We start from the raw sequence: 26,568 nt of genomic DNA on the forward strand, positions 1-26,568 counted from the left end.
GCTGCCACGGCTCGATCCTAGGCCCGGCGACCGGCGCCCGGTCGAAGGCGCGACGAGGGCGGCGGCGCGGGACGCGCCCCGCGCGGGCGTGGCTGGCACCTCGGGCAGGTGAAGGACGAGCGGTTCGCGAAGGCCTCGCGCACCACCGGCGTGCCGCAGCGGGGGCACGGTCGGCCGGCCTGGCCGTACACGGCGAGCGAGCGGTCGAAGTAGCCCGAGCTGCCGTTGACGTCGACGTAGAGGGCGTCGAAGCTCGTGCCGCCGGCCCGCAGCGCCTCGCGCATGACGTCCGCCGCCGCGTCCAGCAGGCGCCGGACCTGGACCGGCCGCAGCATCGCGGCGCCGCGCGCGCCGTGGAGCCCGGCGCGCCACAGCGCCTCGTCGGCGTAGATGTTCCCGACCCCGGAGACGAGCGTCTGGTCGAGCAGCGCCCGCTTGACCTCGGTCCGCCGTCGGCGCAGGGCGCCCACGAGCGCGTCCCGGTCCAGGTGTGGGTCGAGCAGGTCGCGCGCGATGTGCGCGACCTCCCGCGGCAGCGCGGCGAGGTCGCTCCCCCGACCGGCGGGGGCGCCGTCGGGCACCGGGACCAGGTCGGCGACGAGCAGGTGGCCGAAGGTGCGCTGGTCGACGAAGTCCAGGACGTGCGCGCCGTCGTCGGGCCCCTGCGGCCCGCGCAGGTGCAGGCGCGTGCGCAGGTGGGGGTGGGACGCCGCCTCGTGGGCGTCCGGCCCGGACCGGCGCACGAGGAGCTGCCCGCTCATCCCGAGGTGGGCGAGCATCGCCTCGCCGGACTGCTCGCCGTCGAGCAGGAGCCACAGGAACTTGCCCCGCCGGACCGCCGCGGTGAAGGTGCGGCCGACCAGGCGCCCGGCGAAGTCGGCGGGGCCGCCCTCGTGCCGGCGCACGCTGGACGCGCGCCGGACCTCGACCTCGGTCACCGTGCGACCCAGCACGTGCCGCGCCAGACCGTCGCGGACGGTCTCGACCTCGGGCAGCTCAGGCACGAGGCGCGGTCAGCGGGTCGCGGCGGGCTGCACCGCCGCGGGGTCGAGCTCCTGGAGCGCCTCGTAGGCGGCGGCGGCGGCCTCCTGCTCGGCGACCTTCTTCGAGGGCCCGCTGCCCTCCCCGCGCACCTGGCCGCCGACGAGGATCCGCGCGGTGAACACCCGCGCGTGGTCGGGGCCCTCGCCCTCGACCTGGTACTCCGGGGGGCCGAGCTCGAGCCGCGCGGAGAGCTCCTGGAGCGAGGTCTTCCAGTCCAGCCCCGCGCCGAGCCCGGCCGCGGCGCTGAGGGTCTCGGCGACCAGGCGCTCGACGAGCCCGCGCGCCGGCTCCAGGCCGTGCGTGAGGTAGACCGCGCCGATGAGCGCCTCGAGGGTGTCGGAGAGGATCGAGTCCTTCTCCCGGCCGCCGGTGGCGAGCTCGCCCTTGCCGAGGAGGAGGTACTGGCCGAGGTCGAGCTCGCGCGCGATCGCGGCGAGCGCACGCTGCGAGACGGTCGCGGCGCGCATCTTCGCCAGCGCACCCTCGGACAGGTCGGGGTGGCGGCGGTACAGGGCCTCGGTCACGACCAGCCCGAGGACGGTGTCACCCAGGAACTCGAGGCGCTCGTTGGTCGGGATGCCGCCCGCCTCGTGGGCGAAGGACCGGTGCGTCAGTGCCAGCACGAGAAGCTCGGGGTCCAGGTGGACCCCGAGCTTCTCGACGAGCTGGGCGGCAGGCGTGGCCGTCATCGGGCGTCGACCTGCGGGTAGGGCACGGGTGTCAGCGCGACTCGTGCTCGGTGCGCACGGCCTCGGCGTACTGACGGCCGTTGTAGGTGCCGCAGGACGGGCACGCCACGTGCGGCAGCTTGTTGGCCTGGCAGCGGGGGCACGTCGTGAGGGTCGCAGCGGTCGTCTTCCACTGCGACCGACGCGCACGGGTGTTGCTGCGCGACATCTTGCGCTTCGGAACAGCCACGGCTAGCTCTCTTTCGTGTCGTCGAACATGCTCTTCATCCGGTCGAGCTCAGCCCACCGGGGGTCAATGACCTCGTGCGTGTGGTCCGCGTTCTCCGGGTCCGCCAGCCGCACCCCGCACTGCGGGCACAGGCCCGGGCAGTCCGGCATGCAGACCGGCAGGAACGGCAGTGCCGGCACCACCGTGTCCCGCAGCGCGGGCTCGAGGTCGATCAGGTCGCCCTCGAGCTCACGTACGTCTTCTTCCTCGTCGCCGTCCTCGAGCGCGACCTTGGCCCGCTCAGGGTAGACGTACAGCTCCTGGACCTCGGTCTCGACGTCCTCGACGACCTCCGTCAGGCAGCGCACGCACTCCCCCACGGCCCGGGCGCCGACGGTCCCGGAGACCAGGACCCCCTCCATCACGGCCTCGAGCCTCAGGTCGAGGCGCAGGTCGTCACCGGCGGGGATGCCGATCACGGCGGTACCGAGGTCCTGCGGCGCAGGGACGGTCTTCTGCTCGCGCCGCATGGTCCCGGGTCGCCGACCGAGCTCGTGCGTGTCGAGCACGTACGGCGATCGAGGATCGAGGGTGAGCGGGCGCTCCACAGCGTCACGTCCTGTGTCGAGGGGGTCTCGGTCCGCGCCACGAACGGCAAGGACCAACGTGGAATGCTACGCCATGCCGCGGACCGCTCCCAACCGGGGCCCGCCGCCGGCCCGCGGCTCAGACCTCGTCGGCGAGCCGCTCGGCGAGCTTCGCGCGGCCCGCCTGCACCTGCGCGAGCACCTTGCCCAGGTCGATCTCGAAGTCGGCGAGCCGCCGGTCGCAGTAGTCGTCCGCGTCCCGGCGCAGGCCGTCGGCGACCTCCTGGGCCTCGGCGACGATCTCGTCGGCACGCACGCGCGCCGCGACGACGACGTGCTCCTGGTCGACCAGCTCCTCGGCCCGCTCCCGCGCGGCGGTGATGAGCTCCTCGGCCTGGCGTCGGGCCTCCGCGAGCACCTCATCGGCGCCCGCCAGCACCTGGTCCGCCTCGGTGAGCTGGGACGGCAGGACGGCGTAGGCCTGGTCGACGAGGTCGAGGAGCTCGGCCTTGTTGACCAGCACCGACGACGACATCGGCATCCCGCGCGCCGAGCTCACGGCGTGCTCCAGCGCCTCGAGGATCCCGGTGAGGCCGGCCTGGTCGCCGTCGTCGCGCGCCGCGGGCACGCCCGCGGCCTCGCCCCGCTCGCGCTGCGCCGCCTGCCGGTCGAGGGGGTGCTCGTGCTCGTCGGGATGCAGGTGGTTCATCGTGCCTCCTTCGTCCGGGCCGCCTCGGCGAGCCGCTCGCGCACGGCGTGCGCGACGCCGGGCGGCACCAGGTCGTCGATCGGGCCGCCGTGCCGCGCGACGTCCTTGACCAGCGACGACGCGATGTGGGTGACCGAGCGGTCGGCGGGCAGGAAGAGGGTCTCCACGCCCGTCAGGTGGCGGTTCATCAGCGCCATCGGGAGCTCCGCGTCGTAGTCCGCGCCGTTGCGCAGCCCCTTGAGCAGCACCGTCGCCCCGACGTCGCGGCAGAAGTCGACCAGCAGCCCCGGCACCGCGGCGACCCGCACGGTGGGCAGGTCGGCGACGGCCCGCTCCGCCAGCGCCAGGCGCTCGTCGAGCGGCAGCAGCGGCCGCTTGGTCGCGTTCGTCGCGACGGCCACCACCACCTCGTCGAAGAGGGCGGCACCCCGGCGCACGACGTCGAGGTGCCCCAGGGTCACGGGGTCGTAGGAGCCCGGGCAGACGGCGACGGTCATCGGCCCACCATAGGCACTGACGGGGCGCGGGGCGCCTGCGGCGCGACACCCGCCGGTTCGGCGAACCACACGACCGTCTCGCCGTAGCGCCGCTGGTCGTCCCGCCGCAGGCCCGCCGGCCACGTCGGCTCGGGCGAGCGGGAGGACCGCTCCACGACGACGACGCCCCGGGCGTCCAGTCGCGGCACGAGGGCCTCGAGCACCGCCGTGAGCTCGTCCTCCGGCAGGTCGTACGGCGGGTCGACGAGCACGAGGTCGACCGCCTCGCCGGTGGGCCGCTGGACGTGCGTGAGCACCCGCTCGGCGGCGACACGCACGCCGGGCAGCCCGAGGGCGGCCGCGTTGCGACGGCACACGTCCGCGGCCTGCCGCGCCGACTCGACGAGCACCACCGCGGCGGCGCCACGGCTGGCCGCCTCGAGCCCGAGCGCACCGGAGCCCGCGTACAGGTCCAGGACGCGGGCGCCGTCGACCACGTCGAGGTGCTCGAGGCGCGAGAACAGCGCCTCGCGCACCCGCTCGCTCGTCGGCCTGGTGCCCTTGCCCGGCACCTGGAGCACCCGGCCTCCCGCCGTCCCCGCCACGATCCGCGTCACGCCCCCAGGCTAGGGGCCCGGCGAGCGGCGACCCGCGTCAGCTCCGGTCGAGGAACTCCTCGCGGGTCGGGTCGAGCCAGCGCTCGATGGCGTCGCGCAGCACCGGCCACTCGCTCAGGTCGGGGTCCTCCGCGACCAGGCCGACGGCATCCTCGCGCGCCTGCGCGATGAGGTCCGCGTCGCGCACGACGCGCAGCAGGCGCAGCGAGCTGAACCCACCGGACTGCGACGCCCCGAGGACGTCGCCCTCGCGGCGCAGCTCGAGGTCGACGCTCGCCAGCCGGAAGCCGTCCGTCGTCTCCGCGAGCGTCCGCACGCGGGTCGCGGCGTCCGTGCCCTCGGCCGCGTCCGACACCAGCAGGCACAGCCCCGGCGCCGACCCGCGCCCCACGCGCCCGCGCAGCTGGTGCAGCTGGGAGAGGCCGAAGCGGTCCGCGTCGAGCACGACCATCCCGGTCGCGGCCGGGACGTCCACCCCGACCTCGATCACCGTCGTCGAGACGAGGACCTGCACCTGACCGGCGGCGAACCGGTTCATCACGTCCTCCTTCTCGCTCGGCGGGAGCCGGCCGTGCAGGACGCCGACCTCGACACCCGCGAGCTCCGGCATCGCGCGCAGCTCGGCGGCGACCTCCTCGACGGCGCGCAGCGGCCGCCGCTCGGGCTCGACCCCCGCCAGCGGCAGCGTGCCGTCGTCGTCGGGGTCGCCGTCGGCGCGGGAGCCGGAGCGGCGGCCGCTGCGCGCCTCGACGAGGTCGGCGTCGTCCGCGCCGGCGTCGTCGTCCGCGCTGATCCGCGGGCAGACGACGTACACGCGGTGACCCGCGTCGACCTCCTCGCGCACGCGCCGCCACGTCCGCGCCATCCAGGCGGCGTTGCCCGCGGGCACGACGTGCGTCGTGGTCCCCGCCCGGCCGGCCGGGACCTCGGTCAGCGTGGAGACCTCGAGGTCGCCGAACACCGTCATCGCGACCGTGCGCGGGATCGGCGTCGCCGTCATCACCAGCAGGTGCGGGGTCGTCCCCGCCTTGGCGCGCAGCGCGTCCCGCTGCTCGACGCCGAAGCGGTGCTGCTCGTCGACGACCACCAGGCCCAGGTCCGCGAACTGGACCTGCTCCCCCAGCAGCGCGTGGGTCCCCACGACGATCCCCGCCCGGCCCGACGCGGCGTCGAGGAGCGCCTCGCGCCGGGCGGCGGCCGACTGCGAGCCCGTGAGCACGGCGACCCGCGTCGCGCGCTCGGCAGCGCCGAGCATGCCCTCCTCCGCGAGCGGCCCCAGCAGCGCGCGCAGCGTCCGCACGTGCTGCGCCGCGAGCACCTCGGTGGGCGCCAGGAGCGCCGCCTGCCCCCCGGAGTCGACGACCTGCAGCATCGCGCGCAGGGCGACCACCGTCTTGCCGGAGCCGACCTCGCCCTGCAGGAGCCGCTGCATCGGGCGGTGCGCCGCCAGGTCGTGGCCGATCTGCTCGCCCACCTCGCGCTGGCCGGCCGTCAGCTCGAAGGGCAGCCGCCGGTCGAACGCGGCCAGCAGGCCGTCCGCCGCTCCCGGGCGGGCGACCGCCTCCTGCGCCGCGACGAGGGCTCGGCGCCGGGCCAGCGCGGCCTGCAGGACGAAGGCCTCCTCGTACTTCAGGCGGTGCCGACCGCGCCGCCAGTCGTCGTCGGACCACGGCAGGTGCACGTCGTGGAGCGTCTCGTGGACGGTGCGCAGGCCGCGGCGCTCCCGCACGGGCGCCGGCACGGGGTCGGCGAGGTCCTCCGGTCGCATCGGGTCCAGGACGGTGCGCACCGCGAGCGCGATGCGCCACGTCGGCAGGCCCGCGGCCGCCGGGTAGATCGGGATCGGCCGGCTGGCCTCGACCAGGGCGGCCGCCTCGTCGTCGGCGTCGCCCCCGATGATCGTGTAGTCGGGGTGGGTGAGCTGGAGCTCGCCGCGGTACGTGCCGACGGTGCCCGTGAACAGGCCCACCTGCCCCGGGACGAGCCGGCGCTCGTGCGGGTGCAGCGCGCCGCTGCGCTTGGCGAAGAAGGTGAGGCTCAGGTCCCGGCGTCCGTCGGACACACGGGCCTGGAGCATCGCGCCGCCGCGCGAGCGCATCTGCCGCACGGTCGCCTGGCGGACCTCGGCCATGACGGTGACGTGCTCGCCCACCACGACCGACGACAGGTCGGTCATCCGGCCGGGCGCGGCGTACCGCCGCGGGTAGTGCTGCAGCAGGTCGCCGACCGTGTGCACGTCGAGCTTGCCCAGCGCGGCGGCCGTGCGGGGGCCGAGCACGCGGCCGAGCGGGTCGGCGAGCCAATGCGGGCGCCCGTCGGGCGGCGTCGGCACCTCGTGGTCGTCCAGCGTCATCTCCCCGCTCTCACTCCGCACCCAGCACGACGTCGGCGCCCGGCGTCCCGCCCGCGAGCACGACCACCTCGACCCCGGCACGCCGCTGCGCCAGCCCACCGACCAGACGCTCGCCCACGTCGGGCGACGTGCCGGCACCGAGCACCGCGGTCAGCAGCGTGCCCTCGGGTCCGAGGAGGTCGAGGGCCGTGTCGAGCACCGCCCCAGCATGCCCGTCGCCGCCGACACCGCGGCGGTCCTCCGGCGCCGGGACGCACCCGGGGCGGACGGCGCGCACCGCGTCGACGAGCGCGGCGACGGCGTCCTGCGCCGGTGCCGCGCTCGCGAGGGTGGCGAGGGTCGCGGCGCCGACCACCACGCGGACCTCGTCGAGGTCCGCGAGCACGGTCGTGCCCGGCCCGGACACGGGCGGCGCCCCGCCGGGCAGCGCTCCGGCCGGGGCCAGGACCAGGACGTGGTCCGCACCGGTGTCCTCGACCGCGCGCCCCACCTCGTCGCCCGCGACGCCGCCTGGCGGTACGAGGACGACGACGGCGCCGGCGCGCGCGAGGTCCGGCAGCAGCCCGGGCGCCCGGGTCACGGCGACGACGCCCACGAGGGGACGGTGCGCCCCGTGGACGCCGGACTGGGCGAGGAGGTGCCGCACCCGGACCTGGCTCGCGCGGCAGCCGAGGTCGCCGGCGGCGGCCACCGCGGCCGCCGGCCGGTCCGTGTGGACGTGCGCCTGCCAGAGGCCGTCGCCCCCGACCACCACGACGGAGTCGCCCAGCCGGCCGAGCGCGGCGCGCAGCCCGTCGGCGACGTCGGCCCGCGGCCCGCCGGTCCCCTCGATGACGTACATCACCTCGAACTCGCCGCCGTGCTCCGCGTGACCGTGCTCCGCGTCGCCGTGGTCCGCGTCACCGTGCTCGTCGTCACCATGACGCGCGACGCGACCGTGAGAGGCGGCGACCTGCGGCCCCGCCCCGACCACCGCGCCCCCCGCCCCCAGGCACTCGGCCAACGCGCGCAGCACGACCAGGAGCCCCGCACCGCCGGCGTCGAGCACCCCCGCGTGGCGGAGCACCGGCAGCTGCTCGGGGGTGACGGCGAGCGCCGCACCGCCCGCGCGCAGCCCGGCGACGAGGACGTCGACCGGTCCGGCACCGGCGCCGGCCGCCTCGGCCGCGCCGCGGGCCACCGCGCGCGCGACGCTCAGCACGGTGCCCTCGACGGGTGTCCCCACCGCGGTCCAGGCGGCCTCGGCGGCGTCGTGGAGCGCGCGGGCCAGGGCGTCGGACGTGACGTCCACCGCACCGGTCGTCGCGCGCGCGGCCGGGTCGGGGGCGCGGACCGGCGCGCCCTCGCCGCCCTCCGGAGCGACCAGGGCGCCCAGCAGCCCGCGCAGGTACTGGCTCACGATGACGCCCGAGCTCCCGCGGGCACCGACGAGGGCGCCGCGCAGCAGCGCGCGTGCGCAGGCGTGGACCCCGGGGCCGCCGGCGTCGGCGCCGCGGGTCGCCTCGGCGAGGGTCAGCAGGAGGTTCGTCCCCGTGTCGCCGTCGGGCACGGGGAAGACGTTGAGGTCGTCGAGCTCCTGGCTCGCGGCCCGCAGCTGCGCCGTGGCGCTCCGGGACCACGCGCGCAGCAGCGCGGCGTCGACGACGACGGTCCTCACCGCACCTCCCGCCGCCGACCTGCCTGACGCTGCCCCATCCGCGCACGCGACCCGTCCGTTTGGGACGGGCCCCGCGATCGGATACCCTATCGAGGTTGCCCGGCCACGCCCGGGCGCCGAGAGCGTGCCCGAACCGGGCGCCTCGGCCCGGACATCGAACTCGTCGCCCTCCTCGTGAGCGCGCGGCGTGCACTGACGATCAGGAGAGAGAACGTGGCTGCCAACTGCGACGTCTGCGGCAAGGGCCCGGGCTTCGGGCACAGCATCTCGCACTCCCACCGCCGCACCAAGCGTCGTTGGAACCCGAACATCCAGCGCGTGCGCGCTGTCGTGGCGGGTGCCCCCAAGCGGGTGCACGTGTGCACCTCGTGCCTCAAGGCCGGCAAGGTGCAGCGCCCCGCCTGACCCCCGACACACCGACGCCCGCGGACGAGACCGTCCGCGGGCGTCGTCGTGTCCGGCACCGGGCGGGCACGCGCGGCACGACACGCCAAGAGGTGCCCAAGACTCGATCATGGCGTGGCATTGTGCGCGCACAGGTGGCAGGGTGGCGCCCATGGTGGAAGACCTCAACGAAGTCCTCGTCCGACCGGCCACGGCCCGGGACGCCGACGCCATCGCGGCCGTCCATGTCGCCTCGCTCCGGCAGGCCTACGCGGACGTCGTCCCGGCGGAGTACCTGGCCGGTCTCGACGTCGCCGCCCGCGCCGCGACGTGGGCCGATCGCCTGACCACGCCCCGGGAGGGCACCAGGACCTGGGTCGCCGAGGAGGAGGGACGCGTCGTCGCGTTCGCCTCCCTGGGCCCGAGCCTCGACGAGGACGCCGAGCGCACGACGCTCCAGATCCACTACATCTACCTCGAGCCCGGCTCCTGGGGGCAGGGCATCGCGCGCGAGCTCATGCGGACGCTCCTCGCGGAGGTCCCCGACGGAGCGGCCGTCACGCTGTGGGTGCCGGACGTCAACGAGCGCGCCGCCCACTTCTACCGGCGCAACGGCTTCGCGCGCGACGGCGTGGAGCGCCTGGAGGACGTCGGTGGCACGCAGCTCACCGAGGTCCGCTACCGCCGCGGCTGACGGCCCGACGGAGCACCTGGGAGGCCATCGACGGAACGCCACCGCGCGCGACGGCGTGCGCGGTGGCGCAGCCGGCTAGCCGCCGAAGTGGTCCCAGCCCGTGGGGCCCCGCACGGCGGCACCCTCGACGGTCACGCTGCCGGCCGGCGCGCCGGGCGTCGGGGCCGTGACCCGTCCGACCGGACGGAACGGCGCGGGAACCGCCCCACCCGCGGGGAACGCCGCGAGCAGGCCGTGGTCCTCACCGCCGGCCAGCAGCCAGTCGCGCACGTCGACGCCCAGCTTTCGGGCGGCCGCCGCGAGGGCGACGGCGTCCTCGCCGAAGGCGACGAGCGGGTCGTCCAGGTCGACCACGACGCCGCTCGCACGCGCGAGCCGGCCCGCGTCACGCACGAGCCCGTCCGAGACGTCGAGCATGGCCGTCGCGCCGGCCCGGGCGGCCGCCGGCCCGGCCGCGAGCGGCGAGACCGGTCGCAGGTGCGCCTCGACGAGCGCCGGGTGGGCCCTGGCCGCGTCACCCCCGGCGGTGAGCAGCGCGAGCCCGGCCGCCGAGCGTCCGCGCACCCCGGCGTGCGCGACGACGTCCCCGGGCCGCGCTCCGCTGCGGAGCACGGGCGCGCGCCCCTCCAGGTCGCCGTGCACGGTCACGGCGACCACGACCTCGGAGCCGCCCGACAGGTCCCCCCCGACGACGCCGACCTCGGGGCCGCACGCGGCGGCGAGGCCGCGAGCCAGGCCCAGCACCCAGGACACGGGCACGTCGGGCGGCACGACGAGCGCGACCACGAGAGCCGTCGGACGCGCCCCCATCGCGGCGACGTCGGCCAGGTTCTGGACCGCCGCGCGCCGGCCGACGTCCTCGCCGGACGACCACTCGCGACGGAAGTGGCGGCCCTCCACGAGCACGTCGGTCGAGACGACGACACGCGCGTCGGGCGCGGCCACGACGGCGGCGTCGTCGCCCGGGCCGAGCAGCGTCCCCGCCGCGCGCGGCAGGAGGGGGAAGATCTGCGCGAGGAGCGCGTCCTCACCGAGGTCGGCGACCGTCGGTCCGGCGCTCGCCTCGGGTTCCACGCGCCCAACCTACCCAGCGCCGCCCGGCCCCGGCGCCTCGGCCCGACCCCGCCCGCGCCGGTTACGGTGGCCGCGTGAACCGCCCGTCCCCCGCTCGCGCCCTCACCCTCTCGACCACGGCCGCCGGGTGCGCCCTGCTCGCCGCCTGCGGCCAGGCCGTGGCCGTGCCCGCGGCCCCGCACGCCGCGGACCCGGTGTGCGCGGCGGTCGTCCTCGCGATGCCCGAGACGCTCGACGGCATGCCCCGCCTCGAGACGACGAGCCAGGCGACGACCGCGTGGGGCGACCGCACGGCGCCGGTCGTGGCGCGCTGCGGGGTCGAGCCGCCCGGGCCCACGACGGACCCGTGCGTGGACGCGGACGACGGCGCGTACCAGGTCGACTGGGTGGCGATCGCCGGCGCCGAGGACGCCGACGGTGCGGCCCCGTGGACCTTCGTCACGTACGGCCGCGATCCCGCCGTCGAGGTCCGCGTGCCCGCGTCCGTGGCGAGCTCCCGCTCGACGTCGTTCCTGCTCGATCTGGGACCGGCCGTCAGCCTGGTCGAGCAGACCCGCTCCTGCCTGTGAGGCCCCACCCGGGACCACCGGGCCACGGCGCACGGCCCCGCCTGACTAGGATCGAGGCCCGGAGCTGGACGAAGGGATCGATGTCGTGACGACGGAGTTCGACCGTGTGGCAGTGATCGCCGGAGGCCTGTCCAACGAGCGCGAGGTCTCCATGCGCTCCGGGCGACGCGCCCTGTACGCCCTCGCGGAGGCGGGCATCGACGCGGCCCTCTACGACGCCGACGAGTCGCTCCTCGACCGCCTGGCGACCGACGGCGTCGACGCCGCCTACATCGCGGTGCACGGCGCCAGCGGCGAGGACGGCTCGCTGCAGTCCGCGCTCGAGCTCGCGGGCGTGCCCTACGTCGGCTCGCCGCCCAGCTCGTGCCACCTGGCCTGGGACAAGGTCGTCGCGAAGGTCCTCATGTCCCGCGCCGGCCTCGCGACCCCGCCCTGGGTGGCGATCTCGTCCCGCTCGTTCCGCGAGCTCTCGCCCGCGCAGCTGGTCCGGTCCATCACCGACCAGCTGGGGCTGCCCGTCGTCGTCAAGCCCGCGACCAGCGGCTCGACCCTCGGGATGAGCCTCGTCGAGGTCGCGGCGGACCTGCCGGCCGCGCTCGTGCGGTGCTTCACCTTCGGTGACGTCGCGCTCATCGAGCGGTACGTGGCGGGCCAGACCATCGAGACCGTCGTCGTCGAGGACGACGAGCCGCGCGCGCTGCCCCCGGCCGCGTTCCAGAACCCCGACGTGTCGCCGTTCTCCTTCGAGGCGCGCTACAGCGCCGACCTCATCACGGTCGCGCTGCCGGCGCCGCTGCCCGACGAGGCGCTCGCCGCCGCCGCGCACGCCGCCGAGCTGACGCACCGCGTGCTGGGCCTGCGGGACATCTCGCGGACCGACGCGATCGTCGACGACGCCGGGACCCCGTGGTTCCTCGAGGCGGCCATCTCCCCCGGGCTCACCGAGACGTCCGTGCTGCCCCTGGCGGCCGCCGAGGTCGGTCGCCCGCTCGGCCAGCTGCTGCTGGACCTGCTCGCCAAGGCGCACCGCCGCGCGGCGACCGCCCCGTCGTCCTGACGGGGCGGCCGGCGCGCGCGGGCGTCAGGCGCGCGGCCCGTCCAGGCCGACGAGCTTGCCGCTGATGCCGCCCGCGGCACGCAGGGCGGCGCCGGAGCCGAAGCCGCTGGCGACCGCGGGCACGCCGGCGTCGCGCGCCTCGACGAGCGCGTCGCGCAGCACCTGAGCCGCCGGACGCTTGGAGGCCCACAGGTACAGCGCCATCGCACCGGGCACCGAGTTGACCTCGTTGACGTACAGCTCGTGCGTCTGCGGCTGGTACAGCAGGTCCACGCGGACCACCCCGGTCAGGCGCGTCGCGACGGCGACCCGGCGCGCGATGTCCTGCGCCTGGGCGGTGACCTCGGCCGGCACCTGCGCGGGGATCTCGCGCGGCGCGTTCGTCAGGCCCGCGTCCTCGCCCGCCCCGCCCGCGAGGTACTTCTCGGCGTAGGAGTAGACGCCCTCGCTGCCGCGCAGCGGCCGCTCGAGGTCGGAGACCTCGAGCGTGGGCGCCGTGCGGAAGGAGATGTTGAGGTCGACCAGGTCGCCGCGGAACGGCTCGAGCACGGCGCCCTGGCGCAGGTGCGTGCTGGTGCGCCCGAGGACGCGGGCGGCCGCGAGGTCGTCGACGATCTCGATGCCGATCGACGAGCCGCCGTAGCGCGGCTTGACGATGTACGGGCCCTCGAAGCCCGGGTCGACGTCGGCGTCGAGCGCGGCCCGCGGCAGCGTCGGGACGCCCGCGGCGACCATGACGCCCCCGAACGCGAGCTTGTCCATGCCGAGCGCCGACGCGTACAGCGACGAGCCGGTCGCCGGCAGCCCCAGGAGCGCGGCCAGCGACGCGAAGCCGCCACCCTCGCCCAGGCCGCCGTGCAGGCAGCTCAGCGCGGCCTCGGGCTCGAGCCGCTCGGAGCGCAGGCGCCCCTTGACGTACAGGCCGGGGTCGGCGCCGAGCCGGATCTCGACCGGCTTCGCGCCGGCGGGGGCGCCCTGCAGGTAGTCCTTGGCCTCGGTGCCCGGCGGCACGAGGAACCACGCGCCCGTGGGGCCCCAGTAGAGGGAGAGCACCTGCTCACCCGCGCGGGTCAGGACCCGCTCGCTCTGCAGGCCGGTCAGGATCGAGATCTCGTGCTCCGGGGACGGACCGCCGAACACCACTGCCCAGGACATGCACCCTCATCTCGTCGTCGGGGGATCGTCGCCGGCACCGGCACGCCGGGACCGGCACACCGTCACCACCTGCAGCGTGGCACGCGTGCTGCGTACCGACGCAGGTCACGGATAGTGGTCCGGCAGGTCGTTCTCGTAGAGTACGACGCCGTTCGAGCCCGCCGCGGCGGTCGCCAGCGGCACCGCCTCGGGGCGTGTGGCCACGACCTCGACGGCTCCCCCGGCCCGCGCCGCACCCTCGACGAGCGCCGCGCGGTTGGTCCGCCCGACGACGACGAGGTGCGCCCCGGCGGCCGCGGCGGCCTCCGCGAAGTCCGCGTTGCGCCGGTGCTGCACGGGGCCGAGCTCGACGATGCCGGGCGTCACGACGACGAGGCGTGCGCCCCGCTCCCGCGCGAGCCCCGCCGCCTCGTCGAGCGCGGCGCGCGCGCCGATCGGGTTCGCGTTGTAGGTGTCGTCGACCACGACCAGGCCCGTGCCGGTGTCCTGCACCTCGGCGCGGTGGGCGGCGCGCGGCAGCGCGCGCAGCCGCGGCCCGGCCGCCGCGACGTCGGCCCCGACGGCGATCGCGACGCCGACGGCGACGCCCAGGTTGACGCCGTGCGCGACACCGGGCCCCACGTCGAGCGTCACGGTCCCGTCGGGCGTGCGGGCCACCACGGTGCCGGCGGGGAGGTCCACGACGACGTCGGCGTCGCGCCCCTCGACCGAGACGGTCACGACCTGCTTGCCCTCGGCCCGGCAGCGCTCGGCGAGCGCCGCCAGGTCCGGGGAGTCGATCGGCAGCACGACGGCGCGCGCCCGCTCGGTGATCTCCGACTTGGCCGCGAGGATGGTCTGCGTCGTGCGCATGCGCTCGAGGTGCGCCTCGCCGATCGTGGTGATGACGGCGACGTCGGGCGGGAACAGCTCGCACAGCTCGCGGATCTCGCCGGGTCCGTAGGTGCCCATCTCGGCGACGAAGACCTCGGTGCCCTCGACCAGGCCGTCGTTGACCGCGCGCGAGAGGCCCAGGCGGTTGTTGAAGCTCGCGGGCGACGCGACGACGGCCTTCGAGGCGCTCAGCAGGTGCGCGACGTAGCCCTTGGTCGACGTCTTGCCGTACGAGCCCGTGATGGCGACGACCTGCGGCCGGATGCGGGCGAGGCGGCGCTGCGCCTGCGCGACGAACGGCGCCGAGAGGCGGCGCTCGACGCGCTCCATGACCCACATCGCGGCGTCGAGCAGGACGGGTGCGCCCACGACGACGAGGGCGACGGCGCCCGGGCCGACCAGCAGCACGAGCGCGGCCCCCAGGACGAGCTCGAGGAGGAGCCACGCGATCACGAGCCGGCGCAGCCGCGCGGTCCAGCCGAGCGACGACGTGCGACCGCGCACGCCCAGACCACGCGGCAGGAACACGGCGAGCGCGAGGGCGGGCACTGCGGCGAGCTCGAGGCCCGGCACGCAGGCCACGACCGCGAGCACCCCGGCGAGCACCGCGAGCACGAGGTCGGTGCGCGACCTCGACAGCCACAGCGCGCCGATGCGCGCCGCCCGGCCGGGCAGGTAGTGCTCGCGCTGGCCGACCCGCAGCCAGCGCAGACCCACCGGCGCGAGCGCCGCAAGGCCGAGGAGCGTGAGGACCAGGGTCAGCGCCGTGCCGCTCATGCGCCGCCGTCCTGGGCGCGGCCGTCGGGGGTGAGGTCGCGCTCGAGCCGGGCCTGCAGCGTGTCCCGCACCGCCGCCTCGAGCGGCCCCTCGAGCAGGTGACCGGCACCGGGCACGACGTCGAGCGGGGCGCCCGGCAGCAGCTCGGCCGCCAGCCGCGCGCCGGCGAGCGGCGCGGCGTCGTCGGCCTCGCCCCACACCAGGTGCACGGGCAGGCCGGCGGCGGCGATCCGCGCGAGGTCCTCGCGGTAGTCCTCGCCGACGACGCGGACGAGCACGCCGCGCATGACCCCCTGGGCCGCCTGGTAGTCGGCGGAGCCGCCGCTGCGGCGAAGCCGGTCGACGACGCCCTGCGGCAGCAGGTGGGCGGCGCGCAGGCGCTTGGCGACCCGCAGCGCGAGGCGCGGTCGCGGCGGGGGCGTCGCCCGGACGAGGGGCACGCCCGTGAGCACGAGCGAGCGGACGAGCTCCGGGTGCGCGGCCGCCAGCCGGACGGCGACACGGCCGCCGAAGGAGTGCGCGACGACGGTGTACGGACCGGTGCCCGCGAGCGCGGCGGCGAGGTGCTCGGCGTACTCGACGGAGCCCCAGGCCTGCGGCGGCGGGGCCGTCGGGCCGAAGCCCGGCAGGTGGACCGCGAGCGCGTCCGTCCCGTCGAGGACGCGCTGGAAGTCGGCGCCGGAGCGGCCCCAGCCGTGGAGGGCGAGCACGCGTGAGGGAGCCGCGCCGACCCGGTCGGCGAGCACGTCCCCCGCCAAGACCGTCAGCACGCGGTCGAGGCTAGCACCGACGACGGAGGCTCTCGCGTCGGGCGCGCGAGGCCCGCCGACGGCGCGTGCCGCGCGTCACCACGGCCTCGGGGAGGGACCGGCGGGGCGGTCTAGGCTCGGCCGCGTGAGCGATCGCCGCGACGTGCCCCGCCTCTCCCCCGCGACCGTCGCGGTGACGGCCGGACGGCCGCCCCGCGTCCAGGGCGGGCCCGTGAACCCGCCCGTCGTGCTGTCCTCCACGTATGTCTCGGCCGGCGTCCCGGCACCCGGGGAGCTGCTGTACACCCGCGGCGGGACGGAGACCTGGACGGCGTTCGAGGACGCGCTCGCCGCGCTCGAGCGCAGCGCGCTGCCCGCCCTCGTGCTCGGCTCGGGCATGGCGGCGATCGCCGCCGCGTTCGGCCTGGTCCCGCAGGGCGGGCGCGTGGTGATGCCCCGGCACTCGTACCAGATCAGCCTCGCCCTCGGCGAGGAGCTCGGCCGCCGCACCGGCCTGCGCGTCACGACCGTCGACGTGGCGGACACCGAGGCCGTGCTGGCCGCCGTGCGGGGCGAGGGCGCCGAGGGGCCCGCCGACCTCCTGTGGGTGGAGTCGCCCACCAACCCGATGCTCGAGGTGGCCGACCTGCCGGCGCTGGTCGCGGGGGCGCACGCCGCGGGCGCGCTGGTGGCGGTCGACAACACCTTCGCGACGCCGCTCGGCCAGCGGCCGCTCGAGCTGGGCGCCGACGTCGTCGTGCACTCGGTGACGAAGTTCCTCGCCGGGCACTCCGACGTCGTCCTGGGTGCCGTCCTGACGTCCGACCCCGCCCTGCGCGAGCGGCTCGCCGCCTACCGGACGGTCCACGGGGCGATCGCCGGGCCGTGGGAGGTCTGGCTGGCCCTGCGCGGGCTGCGCACGCTCGCGCTGCGGGTCGAGCGCTCCCAGCACAACGCCGCCGTGCTGGCCGCGCGCCTGGCGGAGCACCCCGCGGTCGCCGAGGTCCGCCACCCGAGCCTGCCGGGCGATCCCGGGCACGAGCGCGCCGCGCGCCTGCTCGACGGCTTCGGGTCGATCCTCGGCGTGCGCCCGCACGGCGGCCCGGAGGCGGCGGACGCCGTCGTCGATGCGGTGCGCCTGTGGGTGCCGGCCACGAGCCTCGGCGGGGTGGAGTCCAGCCTCGAGAGGCGCCGCCGCTTCGCGACGGAGTCCGCGACGGTCCCGCCGGACCTGCTGCGGCTGTCGGTGGGGGTCGAGGACGTCGAGGACCTCTGGGCGGACCTGGACCAGGCGCTGCGGGGCACGCCGCGCGACTGACGCGGCGGGCGGACGTCACGGTCCGCGGCCCGGCGCGTCCGAGAGAGCTAGAGGCCCTCGGCCTTGTGGGGGCGCGCGAGCAGCGCCTGCGCCATGCGGTCCACGGGAAGCCCGTGGTGCAGGACGTCGACCACCGCGGCCGTGATGGGCATCTCGACACCGACCGTGCCGGCGAGCTCGAGCACGGACGACGAGGACTTGACGCCCTCCGCCGTCCCGCCCGTGGCGGCCAGCGCCTCGGCCAGCGTCATCCCCTGACCGATGTGCACGCCGAGCGTGTGGTTGCGCGAGAGCGGCGAGGCGCACGTCGCCACGAGGTCGCCCATGCCCGCCAGGCCGGAGAACGTCTCCGCGTCCGCGCCGAGCGCCAGCCCGAGGCGCGTGATCTCCACCAGGCCCCGCGTGATGACCGTGGCCATCGTGTTGTGCCCGAAGCCGCGCCCCTGGGCGATGCCCACGGCGACCGCGATGACGTTCTTCACGGCGCCGCAGAGCTCGACGCCGACGACGTCGGTGTTCGTGTACGGCCGGAAGTAGGCCGAGGCACACGCCTGGGCGACCCGCTGGGCGGTCGCCTCGTCGGTCGACGCGACCACCGTCGCCGTCGGCTGCCGCGCCGCGATCTCCTTGGCGAGGTTGGGCCCCGAGACGACGGCGATCCGCGCGTCCGGCACGCCCAGCGCGTGGGCGACGACCTCGCTCATGCGGCGGTCGGAGCTGAGCTCCACGCCCTTCATCAGCGAGACGACGAGCGCGTCGGGCTCCAGCAGTGCCGCGAACGGCTCGAGCGTGCGGCCGGCGGTCTGCGCGGGCACCGCGACCGCCACCACCTCGGCGCCGCGCAGGGCGTCGGCGGCGTCGGTCGTGGCCCGGATGCGCTCGGGCAGGCGGACGCCGGGCAGGTAGGCCTCGTTCGTGCGGTGCGACGTGATCTCGTCGCACACCTCGGCGCGCCGGCCCCAGAGGGTGACGTCGCAGCCGGCGTCGGCGAGGACCGCCGCGAAGGTGGTGCCCCAGCTCCCGGTCCCCAGGACCGCGGCCCGCGTGCGGGCCGTCACCGCTTCTCACCCGGCGGTCGGCGCCACACGAAGCGCTCGGCCGGGGCCTGCTCGCCGCGGATCTCCTCCAGGAGCCCCGTGATGGCGGCCATGACGCGCTCGGTCGCCTCGCGCAGGACGGCGGCGTCCTGCGGGCGGTCGTACAGGTCCGAGAGGTCGACCGGCGGTCCGGCGACCATGGTGACCTTCTTGCGCGGGAACGGCTTGAGGACCGCGGAGTAGCGGCCCAGCAGGTCCTGCGGCCCCCACTGCGCGACGGGCACGACGGGCGCGCGCGTGGTCAGCGCCAGGCGTGCGATGCCGGTCTTGCCCTGCATCGGCCACAGGTCCGGCTCTCGCGTGAGCGTGCCCTCGGGGAAGACGACGACGCACTCGCCCTGCGCCAGGGCCTCGATCGCCGCCGAGAGCGACTGGCCCGCCGCGGCCGTGTCGCGGTGCACCGGGATCTGCCTGGTCGCGTTCAGCAGCCGGCCGAGGACGGGAACGGTGAACAGCGAGGACTTCGCCAGGATTCTCGGCGCGATCCCGTTGTCGTACAGGAAGTGCGCGAACGTCAGGGGGTCGATGTTCGACATGTGGTTCGCCGCGGCGATGAAGCCGCCCTCCTGACGGAGGTGCTCGGTGCCGCGCCAGTCGCGGACCGTCATCGCCAGGAGGGGCGGGCGCACGACGCGCGCGATGGTGCGGTAGGCGCGGTTCGCGCGCTGGGGGGCGGGCACGGGAGCCGATGCTACCCGTGCCCCGCCGTCCCCAGCCCGCGCCTCAGCTGCGGTCGAACTCGGCGCCGAGCGCGGTGAGCTTGTCCATGAAGTGCTCGTAGCCGCGGTCGATGAGGTCGATGCCCCGCACCGCGGAGACGCCCTTGGCCGTGAGGGCCGCGATGAGGTGGCTGAACCCGCCGCGCAGGTCCGGCACCTCGATGTCGGCGGCCGCGAGCGGCGTCGGGCCCGAGACGACGGCCGAGTGGTAGAAGTTCCGCTGGCCGAACCGGCACGGGTGGCCGCCGAGGCACTCGCGGTACACCTGGATGGTGGCGCCCATGCCGACGAGCGCGTCCGTGAAGCCGAAGCGGTTCTCGTAGACGGTCTCGTGGACGATCGACAGGCCCTTGGCCTGCGTCAGGGCGACGACGAGCGGCTGCTGCCAGTCCGTCATGAAGCCGGGGTGCACGTCGGTCTCGAGGACGATCGAGCGCAGGTCGCCGCCGGGGTGGAAGAAGCGGATGCCGTCGTCGAGCACGTCGAACTCCCCGCCGACCTTGCGGAAGGTGTTGAGGAAGGTCGTCATCTCGGGCTGCGTCGCGCCGCGCACGGTGATGTCGCCGGCCGTGGCGAGCGCCGCCGAGGCCCACGACGCCGCCTCGATGCGGTCCGAGAGCGCGGTGTGGCGGTAGCCCATCAGGCGGGGCACGCCCTCGATCCGGATGACGCGGTCCGTGTCGACCGAGATGATCGCGCCCATCTTCTGCAGCACGTTGATCAGGTCGAGGATCTCCGGCTCGATCGCGGCGTTCGTCAGCTCGGTGAGGCCCTCGGCGCGCACGGCCGTGAGGAGCAGCTGCTCGGTCGCGCCGACGCTCGGGTACGGCAGGGACACCTTGGTGCCGTGCAGGCCGCGCGGGGCGCGGATGTGGATCCCCTGCTCGCGCTTCTCCACGACGGCGCCGAACTGGCGCAGGATGTCGAGGTGGAAGTTGATCGGCCGGTCGCCGATCCGGCAGCCGCCGAGGTCGGGGATGAACGCCTCGCCGAGGCGGTGCAGCAGCGGCCCGCAGAACAGGATCGGGATGCGGCTGGAGCCGGCGTGCGCGTCGATGTCCGCCACGTGGGCCGACTCGACGTTGCTCGGGTCGAGCCGCAGGACCCCGGCGCGGGGGTCGGACGTCACCTGGACGCCGTGCAGCTCGAGCAGGCCCGTGACCACGCCGACGTCGCGGATCACGGGGACGTTGCGCAGCTCGCTCGGCCCCTCGCCGAGGAGGGACGCGACCATCGCCTTGGAGACGAAGTTCTTCGCGCCGCGGACGGTGATCTCGCCGTTGAGGGGCGTGCCACCGTGGATGTGCAGGACGTCAGGCATGGGCCCATCGTCGCCTACGCGAGGTGGTACGTCACGCCGGCGTCCGCGCGGAGGTCACGGGCGTGTCGGACCTCACACGTACCGTGCGACGAGCAGGTCCGGGGACGTCGCGACGCGCAGGGGCGTCGTCCGGCCGGGCTCCGGTCGACGCGGGAGGTCCGAGATGCGGTACGGGTTCGTGGGCAGCTACGGCGACGTCGCGCAGGTGCTCGAGATGGGGCAGGAGGCCCAGGCGCACGGCTGGGACGGGTTCTTCACGTGGGACGGCATCAGCGTCGGCCCCATGGACACGTGGGACCCGTGGGTCGTCCTCGGGGCGGTCGCGACCCGCACGAGCACCGTCCGCCTCGGCGCGATGATCTTCCCGCTCGCACGCCGCCGGCCGTGGAAGGTCGCGCGCGAGGCGCTGACGGTGGACCACCTCTCCGGCGGCCGGCTCGTGCTCCCCGTCGGGCTCGGCGTCACGGACGACGGCGGCTTCGGCCGGGTCTCGGGAGAGCCGGCCACCGCGCGCGAGCGCGCCGAGCGGCTCGACGAGGCGCTGGCCATCCTCGACCTGGCCGCCACGGGAGAGCCGTTCTCGTTCGACGGCGCGCACTACCGCGTCGACGGCCTGCACATCGCCCCGCCACCGGTGCAGCGTCCGCGCATCCCGGTGTGGCCCGTCGCGGGGTGGCCGTCGCCCCGGTCGATGGCGCGTGCCGCCCGGTGGGACGGGGCCGTGCTCCAGCGCACCGGCAGCGAGGAGGAGCTCACGGTGGACGACGTCGCCGCCGCGACCCGGTGGCTGCACGAGCGCCGCGCCGCGCTGGCGGCCGACGGGCACCCGGTGCCGCCCGAGTTCGACGTCGTCACCCAGGGGGTCCTGCCGACGGACCCGCGCGCCGCCCGGGACCACGTGCGACGGCTCGAGGACGCGGGGGCGACGTGGTGGGTCGAGTCCCGGTGGGACCCGACGACCGCCACGCCGCAGGCTCTCCTCGCGGCGATCCGCCAGGGCCCGCCGCGTTGAGCGGGCCCCGGCGGCGGGCCGGTCAGGACAGGGCGCGTCGGAACAGGCGCGTCAGGACAGGGCGCCTCAGGACAGGGCGTCGTCCCGGTGCAGCGCGACGGGCCGCGCGGCGACGATCTCGACGGGCGGCAGGTGCTTCGCCGGCAGGGTCAGCGGCCGCCACGCCTCGCGGCGCTCCTCGAACGCGGTGATGTCCGGCTCGTGCTGGAGCGTCAGGCCGATGTCGTCGAGGCCCTCCATGAGGCGCCAGCGCGTGTAGTCGTCGACCTGGAACGGGACCGTCACGTCGGCGCAGTGGACCAGCTTGGCCGCGAGGTCCACCGTGACCTCCGTGCCCGGCTGCGTCTCGAGCACCTTCCAGATGAGCTCGATGTCCTCCTGCGCGAGCTGGGCGGCCAGGAGCCCCTGCTTGCCGGAGTTGCCGCGGAAGATGTCCGCGAACCGGGTCGAGAGGACGGCCTTGAAGCCGTAGTCCTTGAGCGCCCACACGGCGTGCTCACGCGAGGAGCCGGTGCCGAAGTCCGGGCCGGCCACGAGGACGGAACCGGCCTTGTACGCCTCCTGGTTGAGCACGAACCCGGGGTCGCCGCGCCAGGCGGCGAAGAGCGCGTCCTCGAAGCCCGTGCGGGTCACGCGCTTGAGGTAGACGGCCGGGATGATCTGGTCGGTGTCGACGTTGCTGCGCCGCAGCGGCACGCCGACCCCGGTGTGCTGGCTGAACTTCTCCATGGGTCTGTCTCCGTTCCGGACGGCCGTCAGGCCGGCTGCAGGTCGCTGCGCGTGTCGGTGAGGGGGCTGCCGTCGGGCGCGACGACGTCGTCGCCCAGGTCGGCGATCGACGAGAGCGTGCCGCGGATGGCGGTCGCCGCGGCGACGAGCGGCGAGACGAGGTGGGTGCGCCCGCCCTTGCCCTGACGGCCCTCGAAGTTGCGGTTCGACGTCGAGGCGCTCCGCTCCCCCGCCGCGAGCTGGTCCGGGTTCATGCCCAGGCACATCGAGCAGCCGGCGTTGCGCCACTCCGCACCGAAGTCCAGGAAGATCTGGTCGAGCCCCTCGGCCTCGGCCTGGAGGCGCACGCGGGCCGACGACGGCACCACGAGGACCCGCACGGAGTCGGCCTTCTTCCGGCCGCGGATCACCTTGGCGACCGAGCGCAGGTCCTCGATCCGCCCGTTCGTGCACGAGCCGATGAAGACCGTGTCGACCGGGATGTCGCGCAGCGGCGTCCCCGGCTCCAGGCCCATGTACTCGAGCGCGCGCTCGGCCGCGACGCGCTCGTTCTCGTCGGCGATCTCGGCGGGGACGGGGACCCGGGCCGACAGCGGCAGGCCCTGGCCGGGGTTCGTGCCCCAGGTGACGAACGGCTCCAGGTCGGACGCCTCGAGCACGACCTCGGCGTCGAAGACGGCGTCGTCGTCCGTGCGCAGCGTGCGCCAGTACTCGACCGCGGCGTCCCAGTCCGCGCCCTGCGGGGCGTGCGGGCGACCCTTGAGGTACTCGAACGTGGTCTCGTCCGGCGCGATCATGCCGGCGCGCGCGCCGGCCTCGATCGACATGTTGCAGATCGTCATGCGCGCCTCCATGGACAGCGCACGGATGGCCTCGCCGCGGTACTCGAGCACGTAGCCCTGGCCGCCACCGGTCCCGATCTTGGCGATGATCGCGAGGATGATGTCCTTCGACGTCGTCCCCGGCGGCAGCGTGCCGTCGACGGTGATCGCCATCGTCTTGAACGGCGCCAGCGGCAGGGTCTGCGTCGCCAGGACGTGCTCGACCTCGCTCGTGCCGATGCCGAACGCCAGCGCGCCGAACGCGCCGTGCGTCGAGGTGTGCGAGTCGCCGCACACGACGGTCAGGCCCGGCATCGTCAGGCCGAGCTGCGGGCCGACCTGGTGGACGATCCCCTGGTCCGCGTCGCCGAGCGAGTGCAGCCGGACGCCGAACTCGGCGGCGTTGTTGCGCAGCGTCTGGATCTGCGTGCGGCTCGTGAGGTCGGCGATCGGCCGGTCGATGTCGAGCGTGGGGGTGTTGTGGTCCTCGGTCGCGATCGTGAGGTCCGGGCGACGCACCGGGCGCCCCGCGAGGCGCAGACCCTCGAACGCCTGCGGACTGGTCACCTCGTGCACCAGGTGCAGGTCGATGTAGAGGAGGTCGGGGGCCCCGTCGGTTCCGCGGCGCACGATGTGCGCGTCCCAGACCTTCTCCGCCAGCGTGCCGGCCATGTGCGTTCCTCTCGCGCGACTCCCCCGGAAGACGGGTCCGGGACCCCAGTTCGGCCCTCCCACTTGCGTCTCAGTCATCGAGACGCCAATATCGGCCTATGGACAACTCTAGCGGAGTCGGCGTGCTGGACAAGGCCGCCTCGGTCCTCAGCGCTCTCGAGGCGGGACCGGCCACACTTGCGCAGCTGGTCGCTGCGACCCATCTTGCCCGACCGACCGCCCACCGGCTGGCGGTCGCGCTCGAGCACCACCGCCTGGTCGCCCGCGACATGCAGGGCCGGTTCGTCCTGGGTCCGCGGCTGTCGGAGCTGAGCACCGCGGCGGGCGAGGACCGGCTGCTCGCGGCGGCGAACCCCGTGCTGGCCGCGCTGCGTGACCACTGCGGCGAGAGCGCCCAGCTGTACCGCCGCCAGGGCGACCAGCGCATCTGCGTCGCGGCCGCCGAGCGGCCGATCGGCCTGCGGGACTCGATCCCCGTCGGCGCGACGCTGACGATGCAGGCGGGCTCCGCCGCGCAGATCCTCCTCGCATGGGAGGAGCCGGACCGCCTGCACCGCGGCCTCCAGGGCGCCAAGTTCACCGCGACCATCCTCTCGGGCGTCCGACGCCGGGGCTGGGCGCAGTCGGTCTCCGAGCGCGAGGCCGGCGTCGCGTCGGTGTCGGCGCCGGTCCGCGGCCCGTCCGGGCGCGTGGTCGCCGCCGTCTCCATCTCCGGTCCGGTCGAGCGGCTGAGCCGCCAGCCCGGCCGCCTGCACGCGGGCGCCGTCTCCGCGGCGGCCAACCGCCTCACCGAGGTCCTGCGCCGCACGGGCGAGTAGCCCACCGGCCGGCCCACCCGCAGCCCGACGGACTGCGGGTGGGCCGGCCGGACAAAGCAGAAGGCCCGGTCACCGTGGTGACCGGGCCTTCCTCTGTACCCCCAAGGGGATTCGAACCCCTGTTACCGCCGTGAGAGGGCGGCGTCCTAGGCCACTAGACGATGGGGGCCTAGTCGTCCTGCACACCCGTCGGGTGCGAGGCCGTCGATACCTTACAGCATCCCGATCTCGGTCCCGGACAGCGTGCGCTGCCGGCCTTCGATCGGGCTGGGGTACCAGGACTCGAACCTAGACTAAGTGAACCAGAATCACTCGTGCTGCCAATTACACCATACCCCATGGGGGTATCCGGCCCGCTTCGCCGCCGCCGTGAGGAGGTGGATCGGTGGACCTCGTACCGCCGGGGAACATTACCCGAGCGGACCCGCGCCTCCAAACCCGGGGGCGCGGGACGGCGTCGGCGAGGCCCCCGTGCGACCGGCGTCACACCGCAGCGCATGAGCGCCCGCCCGCCGCGTGCGACGATCTCGGACGTGATCGCGCCCGACTTCACGACCCGCCCCGAGCTGACGGGCACCCACGCGATGGTGGCCTCGACCCACTGGCTCGCCACCGCCAGCGGCGCGGCGGTCCTCGAGCGGGGCGGCAACGCCTTCGACGCCGCGGTCGCGACCGGACTCGTCCTGCACGTCGTGGAGCCGCACCTCAACGGCCTCGGGGGTGACGTCCCGGTCATCGGGTGCGCGGCCGGCGGCTCGCCCTTCGTCCTCAGCGGGCAGGGCACGTCCCCCGCCGCGGCCACCCCCGACGCGTTCACCGCGCTGGGCCTCGACCACGTCCCCGGCACGGGTCTCCTCGCGGCGGTGGTGCCGGGCGCGTTCGGGACCTGGATGGACCTCCTCGCGCGGTACGGGACGTGGCGCGCGAGCGACGTCATGGCCTACGCGATCGGCTACGCGCGCCACGGCCACCCGCTGCTGCGGCAGGCGTCGGCGACGATCGGCGCCGTCCGCGACCTGTTCGCCGCGCACTGGCCGACGTCGGCGGCGGTGTACCTGCCGGGCGGCGAGGTGCCCGCGCCCGGCACGCTGCTGCGCAACGTCGCGCTGGCCGAGACGCTCGAGCGGCTCGCGGCCGTCGCGGACCGCCACGCCGACCGCGAGGCCGGGATCGAGGCGGCGCGCGCCGCCTTCTACGAGGGCTTCGTCGCCGAGGAGATCGGGCGCTTCGCCGCGAGCCCCGTCCTGGACTCGACGGGCGCGGCGCACCGCGGCCTGCTGACCGCGGACGACCTCGCCTCCTGGCGCGTCCGGGAGGAGGCGCCGGCGACGGTCGAGTTCGCGGGCCGGACCATCGCCAAGACGGGACCCTGGGGCCAGGGACCGGCGCTGCTCCAGCAGCTCACCCTCCTGGACGGCATGGACCTGGCCGACACCCGACCCGGCTCGGCCGAGCTGGTCCACGCGGTCGTCGAGGGCGCCAAGCTCGCGTTCGCCGACCGCGACGCCTGGTACGGCGACCCCGATCACGCCGACGTCCCGCTCGAGGAGCTCCTCTCCCCCGAGTACGCGTCGCAGCGACGCGCCCTCGTCGGCGCGACGGCGTCGGACGAGCTGCGGCCCGGCAGCCCCGGCGGTCGCGAGCCGCGCCTCGCCCGCCGCGCACTCGAGGCGGAGGCGGCGTCGCGCTCCGGTGCGGCGGCGTCCGCCACCCGGCCGACGGGCGTCGGGGAGCCCACCTTCCAGCGGGCCTCCGGCGCGGTCCCGGACGCGGTCGACCCGCGCACCGGCGCCGACGGCGTCGCGCGCGGCGACACCTGCCACCTGGACGTCGTCGACGCCGCCGGCAACATGGTCTCGGTCACGCCCAGCGGCGGCTGGCTGCAGAGCTCGCCGGTCATCCCCGGTCTCGGCTTCGCGCTCCCGACCCGCGCGCAGATGTTCTGGGTGGAGCAGGGCCTGCCCTCGTCGCTCGGTCCGCGCCGCCGGCCGCGGACCACGCTGAGCCCCACCCTCGTGCTGCGCGACGGTCGTCCCGAGATCGCGTGCGGGACGCCGGGCGGCGACCAGCAGGACCAGTGGCAGGTGCCGTTCCTGCTGAACCACCTCGTCTACGGCATGGGCCTGCAGGAGGCCATCGACGCCCCCACGTGGCACACCACGCACCTGGTCTCCTCGTTCGACCCGCGCGAGGTCGAGCTGCGCGGCCTGCACGCCGAGGAGCGGCTCGGACCCGACGTGCTGGCCGGGCTGCGCCGGCGCGGGCACGACGTGACGGTGACCGGCCCGTGGTCGCTGGGCCGCCTCACGGCCGTGGCGCGGCGCGACGGCGTGCTGCGCGCCGCCGCGACGCCCCGTGGCATGCAGGCCTACGCGGCCGGGCGCTGAGG

Annotated in this window: 26 protein-coding genes and 2 tRNA genes; 8 read left to right on the forward strand and 20 right to left on the reverse strand. The window is 75.8% G+C overall.

Annotation, left to right across the window (positions count from 1 at the left end):
- Nucleotides 1-17 precede the first annotated feature (17 nt).
- The 9 genes from mutM to H2O74_RS10535 form a co-directional block, all read right to left on the reverse strand.
- Nucleotides 18-1,004: a bifunctional DNA-formamidopyrimidine glycosylase/DNA-(apurinic or apyrimidinic site) lyase gene (mutM, locus tag H2O74_RS10495; RefSeq protein WP_182111537.1), complete on the reverse strand. Its 987-nt coding sequence runs from the start codon at nt 1,002-1,004 to the stop codon at nt 18-20.
- Between the two features lie 9 nt (nt 1,005-1,013).
- Nucleotides 1,014-1,733, reverse strand: coding sequence for a ribonuclease III (gene rnc / locus H2O74_RS10500; RefSeq protein ID WP_182111538.1), 720 nt, complete (start codon nt 1,731-1,733; stop codon nt 1,014-1,016).
- A 31-nt stretch (nt 1,734-1,764) separates the two neighbouring features.
- Complete coding sequence (gene rpmF, locus H2O74_RS10505; RefSeq protein ID WP_182111539.1) at nt 1,765-1,962, reverse strand: 50S ribosomal protein L32; 198 nt, start codon at nt 1,960-1,962, stop codon at nt 1,765-1,767.
- A gap of 2 nt (nt 1,963-1,964) precedes the next feature.
- Entirely contained in the window at nt 1,965-2,549 is a 585-nt protein-coding gene (locus H2O74_RS10510; RefSeq protein ID WP_220457947.1) for a DUF177 domain-containing protein, read from the reverse strand.
- Between the two features lie 118 nt (nt 2,550-2,667).
- A complete protein-coding gene (locus H2O74_RS10515) occupies nt 2,668-3,237 on the reverse strand; it encodes a hypothetical protein (protein WP_255491561.1) in 570 nt (189 codons plus the stop codon).
- A complete protein-coding gene (gene coaD, locus H2O74_RS10520; protein WP_182111540.1) occupies nt 3,234-3,734 on the reverse strand; it encodes a pantetheine-phosphate adenylyltransferase in 501 nt (166 codons plus the stop codon). Before coaD ends, H2O74_RS10515 begins: the two co-directional genes overlap by 4 nt.
- Nucleotides 3,731-4,330, reverse strand: coding sequence for a 16S rRNA (guanine(966)-N(2))-methyltransferase RsmD (gene rsmD, locus H2O74_RS10525; RefSeq protein WP_182111541.1), 600 nt, complete (start codon nt 4,328-4,330; stop codon nt 3,731-3,733). Before rsmD ends, coaD begins: the two co-directional genes overlap by 4 nt.
- A 37-nt stretch (nt 4,331-4,367) precedes the next feature.
- Nucleotides 4,368-6,683 (reverse strand): ATP-dependent DNA helicase RecG, encoded by a 2,316-nt coding sequence (locus H2O74_RS10530; RefSeq protein ID WP_182111542.1) that lies wholly within the window; start codon nt 6,681-6,683, stop codon nt 4,368-4,370.
- A 10-nt stretch (nt 6,684-6,693) separates the two neighbouring features.
- Nucleotides 6,694-8,340 (reverse strand): DAK2 domain-containing protein, encoded by a 1,647-nt coding sequence (locus tag H2O74_RS10535; RefSeq protein WP_182111543.1) that lies wholly within the window; start codon nt 8,338-8,340, stop codon nt 6,694-6,696.
- 213 nt (nt 8,341-8,553) lie between these two features.
- Between H2O74_RS10535 and rpmB the strand changes: the two genes are divergently transcribed.
- Nucleotides 8,554-8,745, forward strand: coding sequence for a 50S ribosomal protein L28 (rpmB, locus tag H2O74_RS10540; RefSeq protein WP_182111544.1), 192 nt, complete (start codon nt 8,554-8,556; stop codon nt 8,743-8,745).
- Between the two features lie 151 nt (nt 8,746-8,896).
- Entirely contained in the window at nt 8,897-9,418 is a 522-nt protein-coding gene (locus H2O74_RS10545; RefSeq protein ID WP_182111545.1) for a GNAT family N-acetyltransferase, read from the forward strand.
- Nucleotides 9,419-9,493: 75 nt separating this feature from the next.
- Here the strand turns inward: H2O74_RS10545 and H2O74_RS10550 are convergent, their stop codons facing one another.
- Complete coding sequence (locus tag H2O74_RS10550) at nt 9,494-10,492, reverse strand: thiamine-phosphate kinase (RefSeq protein WP_182111546.1); 999 nt, start codon at nt 10,490-10,492, stop codon at nt 9,494-9,496.
- A 74-nt stretch (nt 10,493-10,566) separates the two neighbouring features.
- Between H2O74_RS10550 and H2O74_RS10555 the strand changes: the two genes are divergently transcribed.
- Both H2O74_RS10555 and H2O74_RS10560 read left to right on the forward strand, forming a co-directional pair.
- Nucleotides 10,567-11,061 (forward strand): DUF3515 family protein, encoded by a 495-nt coding sequence (locus tag H2O74_RS10555; RefSeq protein ID WP_182111547.1) that lies wholly within the window; start codon nt 10,567-10,569, stop codon nt 11,059-11,061.
- A gap of 85 nt (nt 11,062-11,146) precedes the next feature.
- Nucleotides 11,147-12,118 carry a D-alanine--D-alanine ligase gene (locus H2O74_RS10560; protein ID WP_220457948.1) on the forward strand — a complete coding sequence of 324 codons (972 nt, stop codon included), beginning with the start codon at nt 11,147-11,149 and terminating at the stop codon, nt 12,116-12,118.
- Nucleotides 12,119-12,142: 24 nt separating this feature from the next.
- On the opposite strand, the gene H2O74_RS10565 is transcribed toward H2O74_RS10560, so the two are convergent.
- From H2O74_RS10565 to H2O74_RS10575, 3 genes are all read right to left on the reverse strand, one after another.
- A complete protein-coding gene (locus H2O74_RS10565; protein WP_182111548.1) occupies nt 12,143-13,273 on the reverse strand; it encodes a hypothetical protein in 1,131 nt (376 codons plus the stop codon).
- Between the two features lie 105 nt (nt 13,274-13,378).
- Nucleotides 13,379-14,923 carry a Mur ligase family protein gene (locus H2O74_RS10570; RefSeq protein WP_182111549.1) on the reverse strand — a complete coding sequence of 515 codons (1,545 nt, stop codon included), beginning with the start codon at nt 14,921-14,923 and terminating at the stop codon, nt 13,379-13,381.
- Nucleotides 14,920-15,693, reverse strand: coding sequence for an alpha/beta fold hydrolase (locus H2O74_RS10575; RefSeq protein WP_182111550.1), 774 nt, complete (start codon nt 15,691-15,693; stop codon nt 14,920-14,922). Before H2O74_RS10575 ends, H2O74_RS10570 begins: the two co-directional genes overlap by 4 nt.
- Nucleotides 15,694-15,817: 124 nt before the next feature.
- Here H2O74_RS10575 and H2O74_RS10580 point away from each other — a divergent pair, with 124 nt between their 5' ends.
- A complete protein-coding gene (locus H2O74_RS10580; RefSeq protein ID WP_255491562.1) occupies nt 15,818-16,990 on the forward strand; it encodes a PLP-dependent aspartate aminotransferase family protein in 1,173 nt (390 codons plus the stop codon).
- Nucleotides 16,991-17,037: 47 nt separating this feature from the next.
- Here the strand turns inward: H2O74_RS10580 and H2O74_RS10585 are convergent, their stop codons facing one another.
- From H2O74_RS10585 to murA, 3 genes are read right to left on the reverse strand one after another with little or no spacing between them, the layout of a single operon-like run.
- Nucleotides 17,038-18,048 carry an NAD(P)H-dependent glycerol-3-phosphate dehydrogenase gene (locus tag H2O74_RS10585; protein WP_182111551.1) on the reverse strand — a complete coding sequence of 337 codons (1,011 nt, stop codon included), beginning with the start codon at nt 18,046-18,048 and terminating at the stop codon, nt 17,038-17,040.
- A complete protein-coding gene (locus H2O74_RS10590) occupies nt 18,045-18,767 on the reverse strand; it encodes a 1-acyl-sn-glycerol-3-phosphate acyltransferase (protein WP_182111552.1) in 723 nt (240 codons plus the stop codon). The genes H2O74_RS10585 and H2O74_RS10590 overlap by 4 nt, the downstream gene beginning before the upstream one ends.
- A 43-nt stretch (nt 18,768-18,810) precedes the next feature.
- Nucleotides 18,811-20,127 (reverse strand): UDP-N-acetylglucosamine 1-carboxyvinyltransferase, encoded by a 1,317-nt coding sequence (gene murA / locus H2O74_RS10595; protein WP_182111553.1) that lies wholly within the window; start codon nt 20,125-20,127, stop codon nt 18,811-18,813.
- A 163-nt stretch (nt 20,128-20,290) separates the two neighbouring features.
- Between murA and H2O74_RS10600 the strand changes: the two genes are divergently transcribed.
- Complete coding sequence (locus H2O74_RS10600) at nt 20,291-21,139, forward strand: LLM class flavin-dependent oxidoreductase (protein ID WP_182111554.1); 849 nt, start codon at nt 20,291-20,293, stop codon at nt 21,137-21,139.
- 66 nt (nt 21,140-21,205) lie between these two features.
- Here H2O74_RS10600 and leuD read toward each other — a convergent pair whose 3' ends face one another.
- Nucleotides 21,206-21,868, reverse strand: a complete 663-nt coding sequence (gene leuD / locus H2O74_RS10605) for a 3-isopropylmalate dehydratase small subunit (protein WP_182111555.1) — start codon at nt 21,866-21,868, stop codon at nt 21,206-21,208.
- A gap of 26 nt (nt 21,869-21,894) precedes the next feature.
- Complete coding sequence (gene leuC / locus H2O74_RS10610; RefSeq protein ID WP_182111556.1) at nt 21,895-23,361, reverse strand: 3-isopropylmalate dehydratase large subunit; 1,467 nt, start codon at nt 23,359-23,361, stop codon at nt 21,895-21,897.
- A gap of 98 nt (nt 23,362-23,459) precedes the next feature.
- Here leuC and H2O74_RS10615 point away from each other — a divergent pair, with 98 nt between their 5' ends.
- Nucleotides 23,460-24,179, forward strand: a complete 720-nt coding sequence (locus H2O74_RS10615) for an IclR family transcriptional regulator (protein WP_182111557.1) — start codon at nt 23,460-23,462, stop codon at nt 24,177-24,179.
- 96 nt (nt 24,180-24,275) lie between these two features.
- Here the strand turns inward: H2O74_RS10615 and H2O74_RS10620 are convergent.
- A tRNA-Glu gene (locus H2O74_RS10620) sits at nt 24,276-24,348 on the reverse strand.
- A gap of 98 nt (nt 24,349-24,446) precedes the next feature.
- Nucleotides 24,447-24,518, reverse strand: a tRNA-Gln gene (locus H2O74_RS10625).
- A 158-nt stretch (nt 24,519-24,676) separates the two neighbouring features.
- On the opposite strand from H2O74_RS10625, the gene H2O74_RS10630 reads away from it, so the two are divergent.
- Entirely contained in the window at nt 24,677-26,566 is a 1,890-nt protein-coding gene (locus tag H2O74_RS10630) for a gamma-glutamyltransferase family protein (RefSeq protein WP_182111558.1), read from the forward strand.
- Nucleotides 26,567-26,568: the final 2 nt, after the last annotated feature.

Source organism: Actinotalea sp. JY-7876, assembly GCF_014042015.1.
Taxonomy (GTDB): domain Bacteria; phylum Actinomycetota; class Actinomycetes; order Actinomycetales; family Cellulomonadaceae; genus Actinotalea.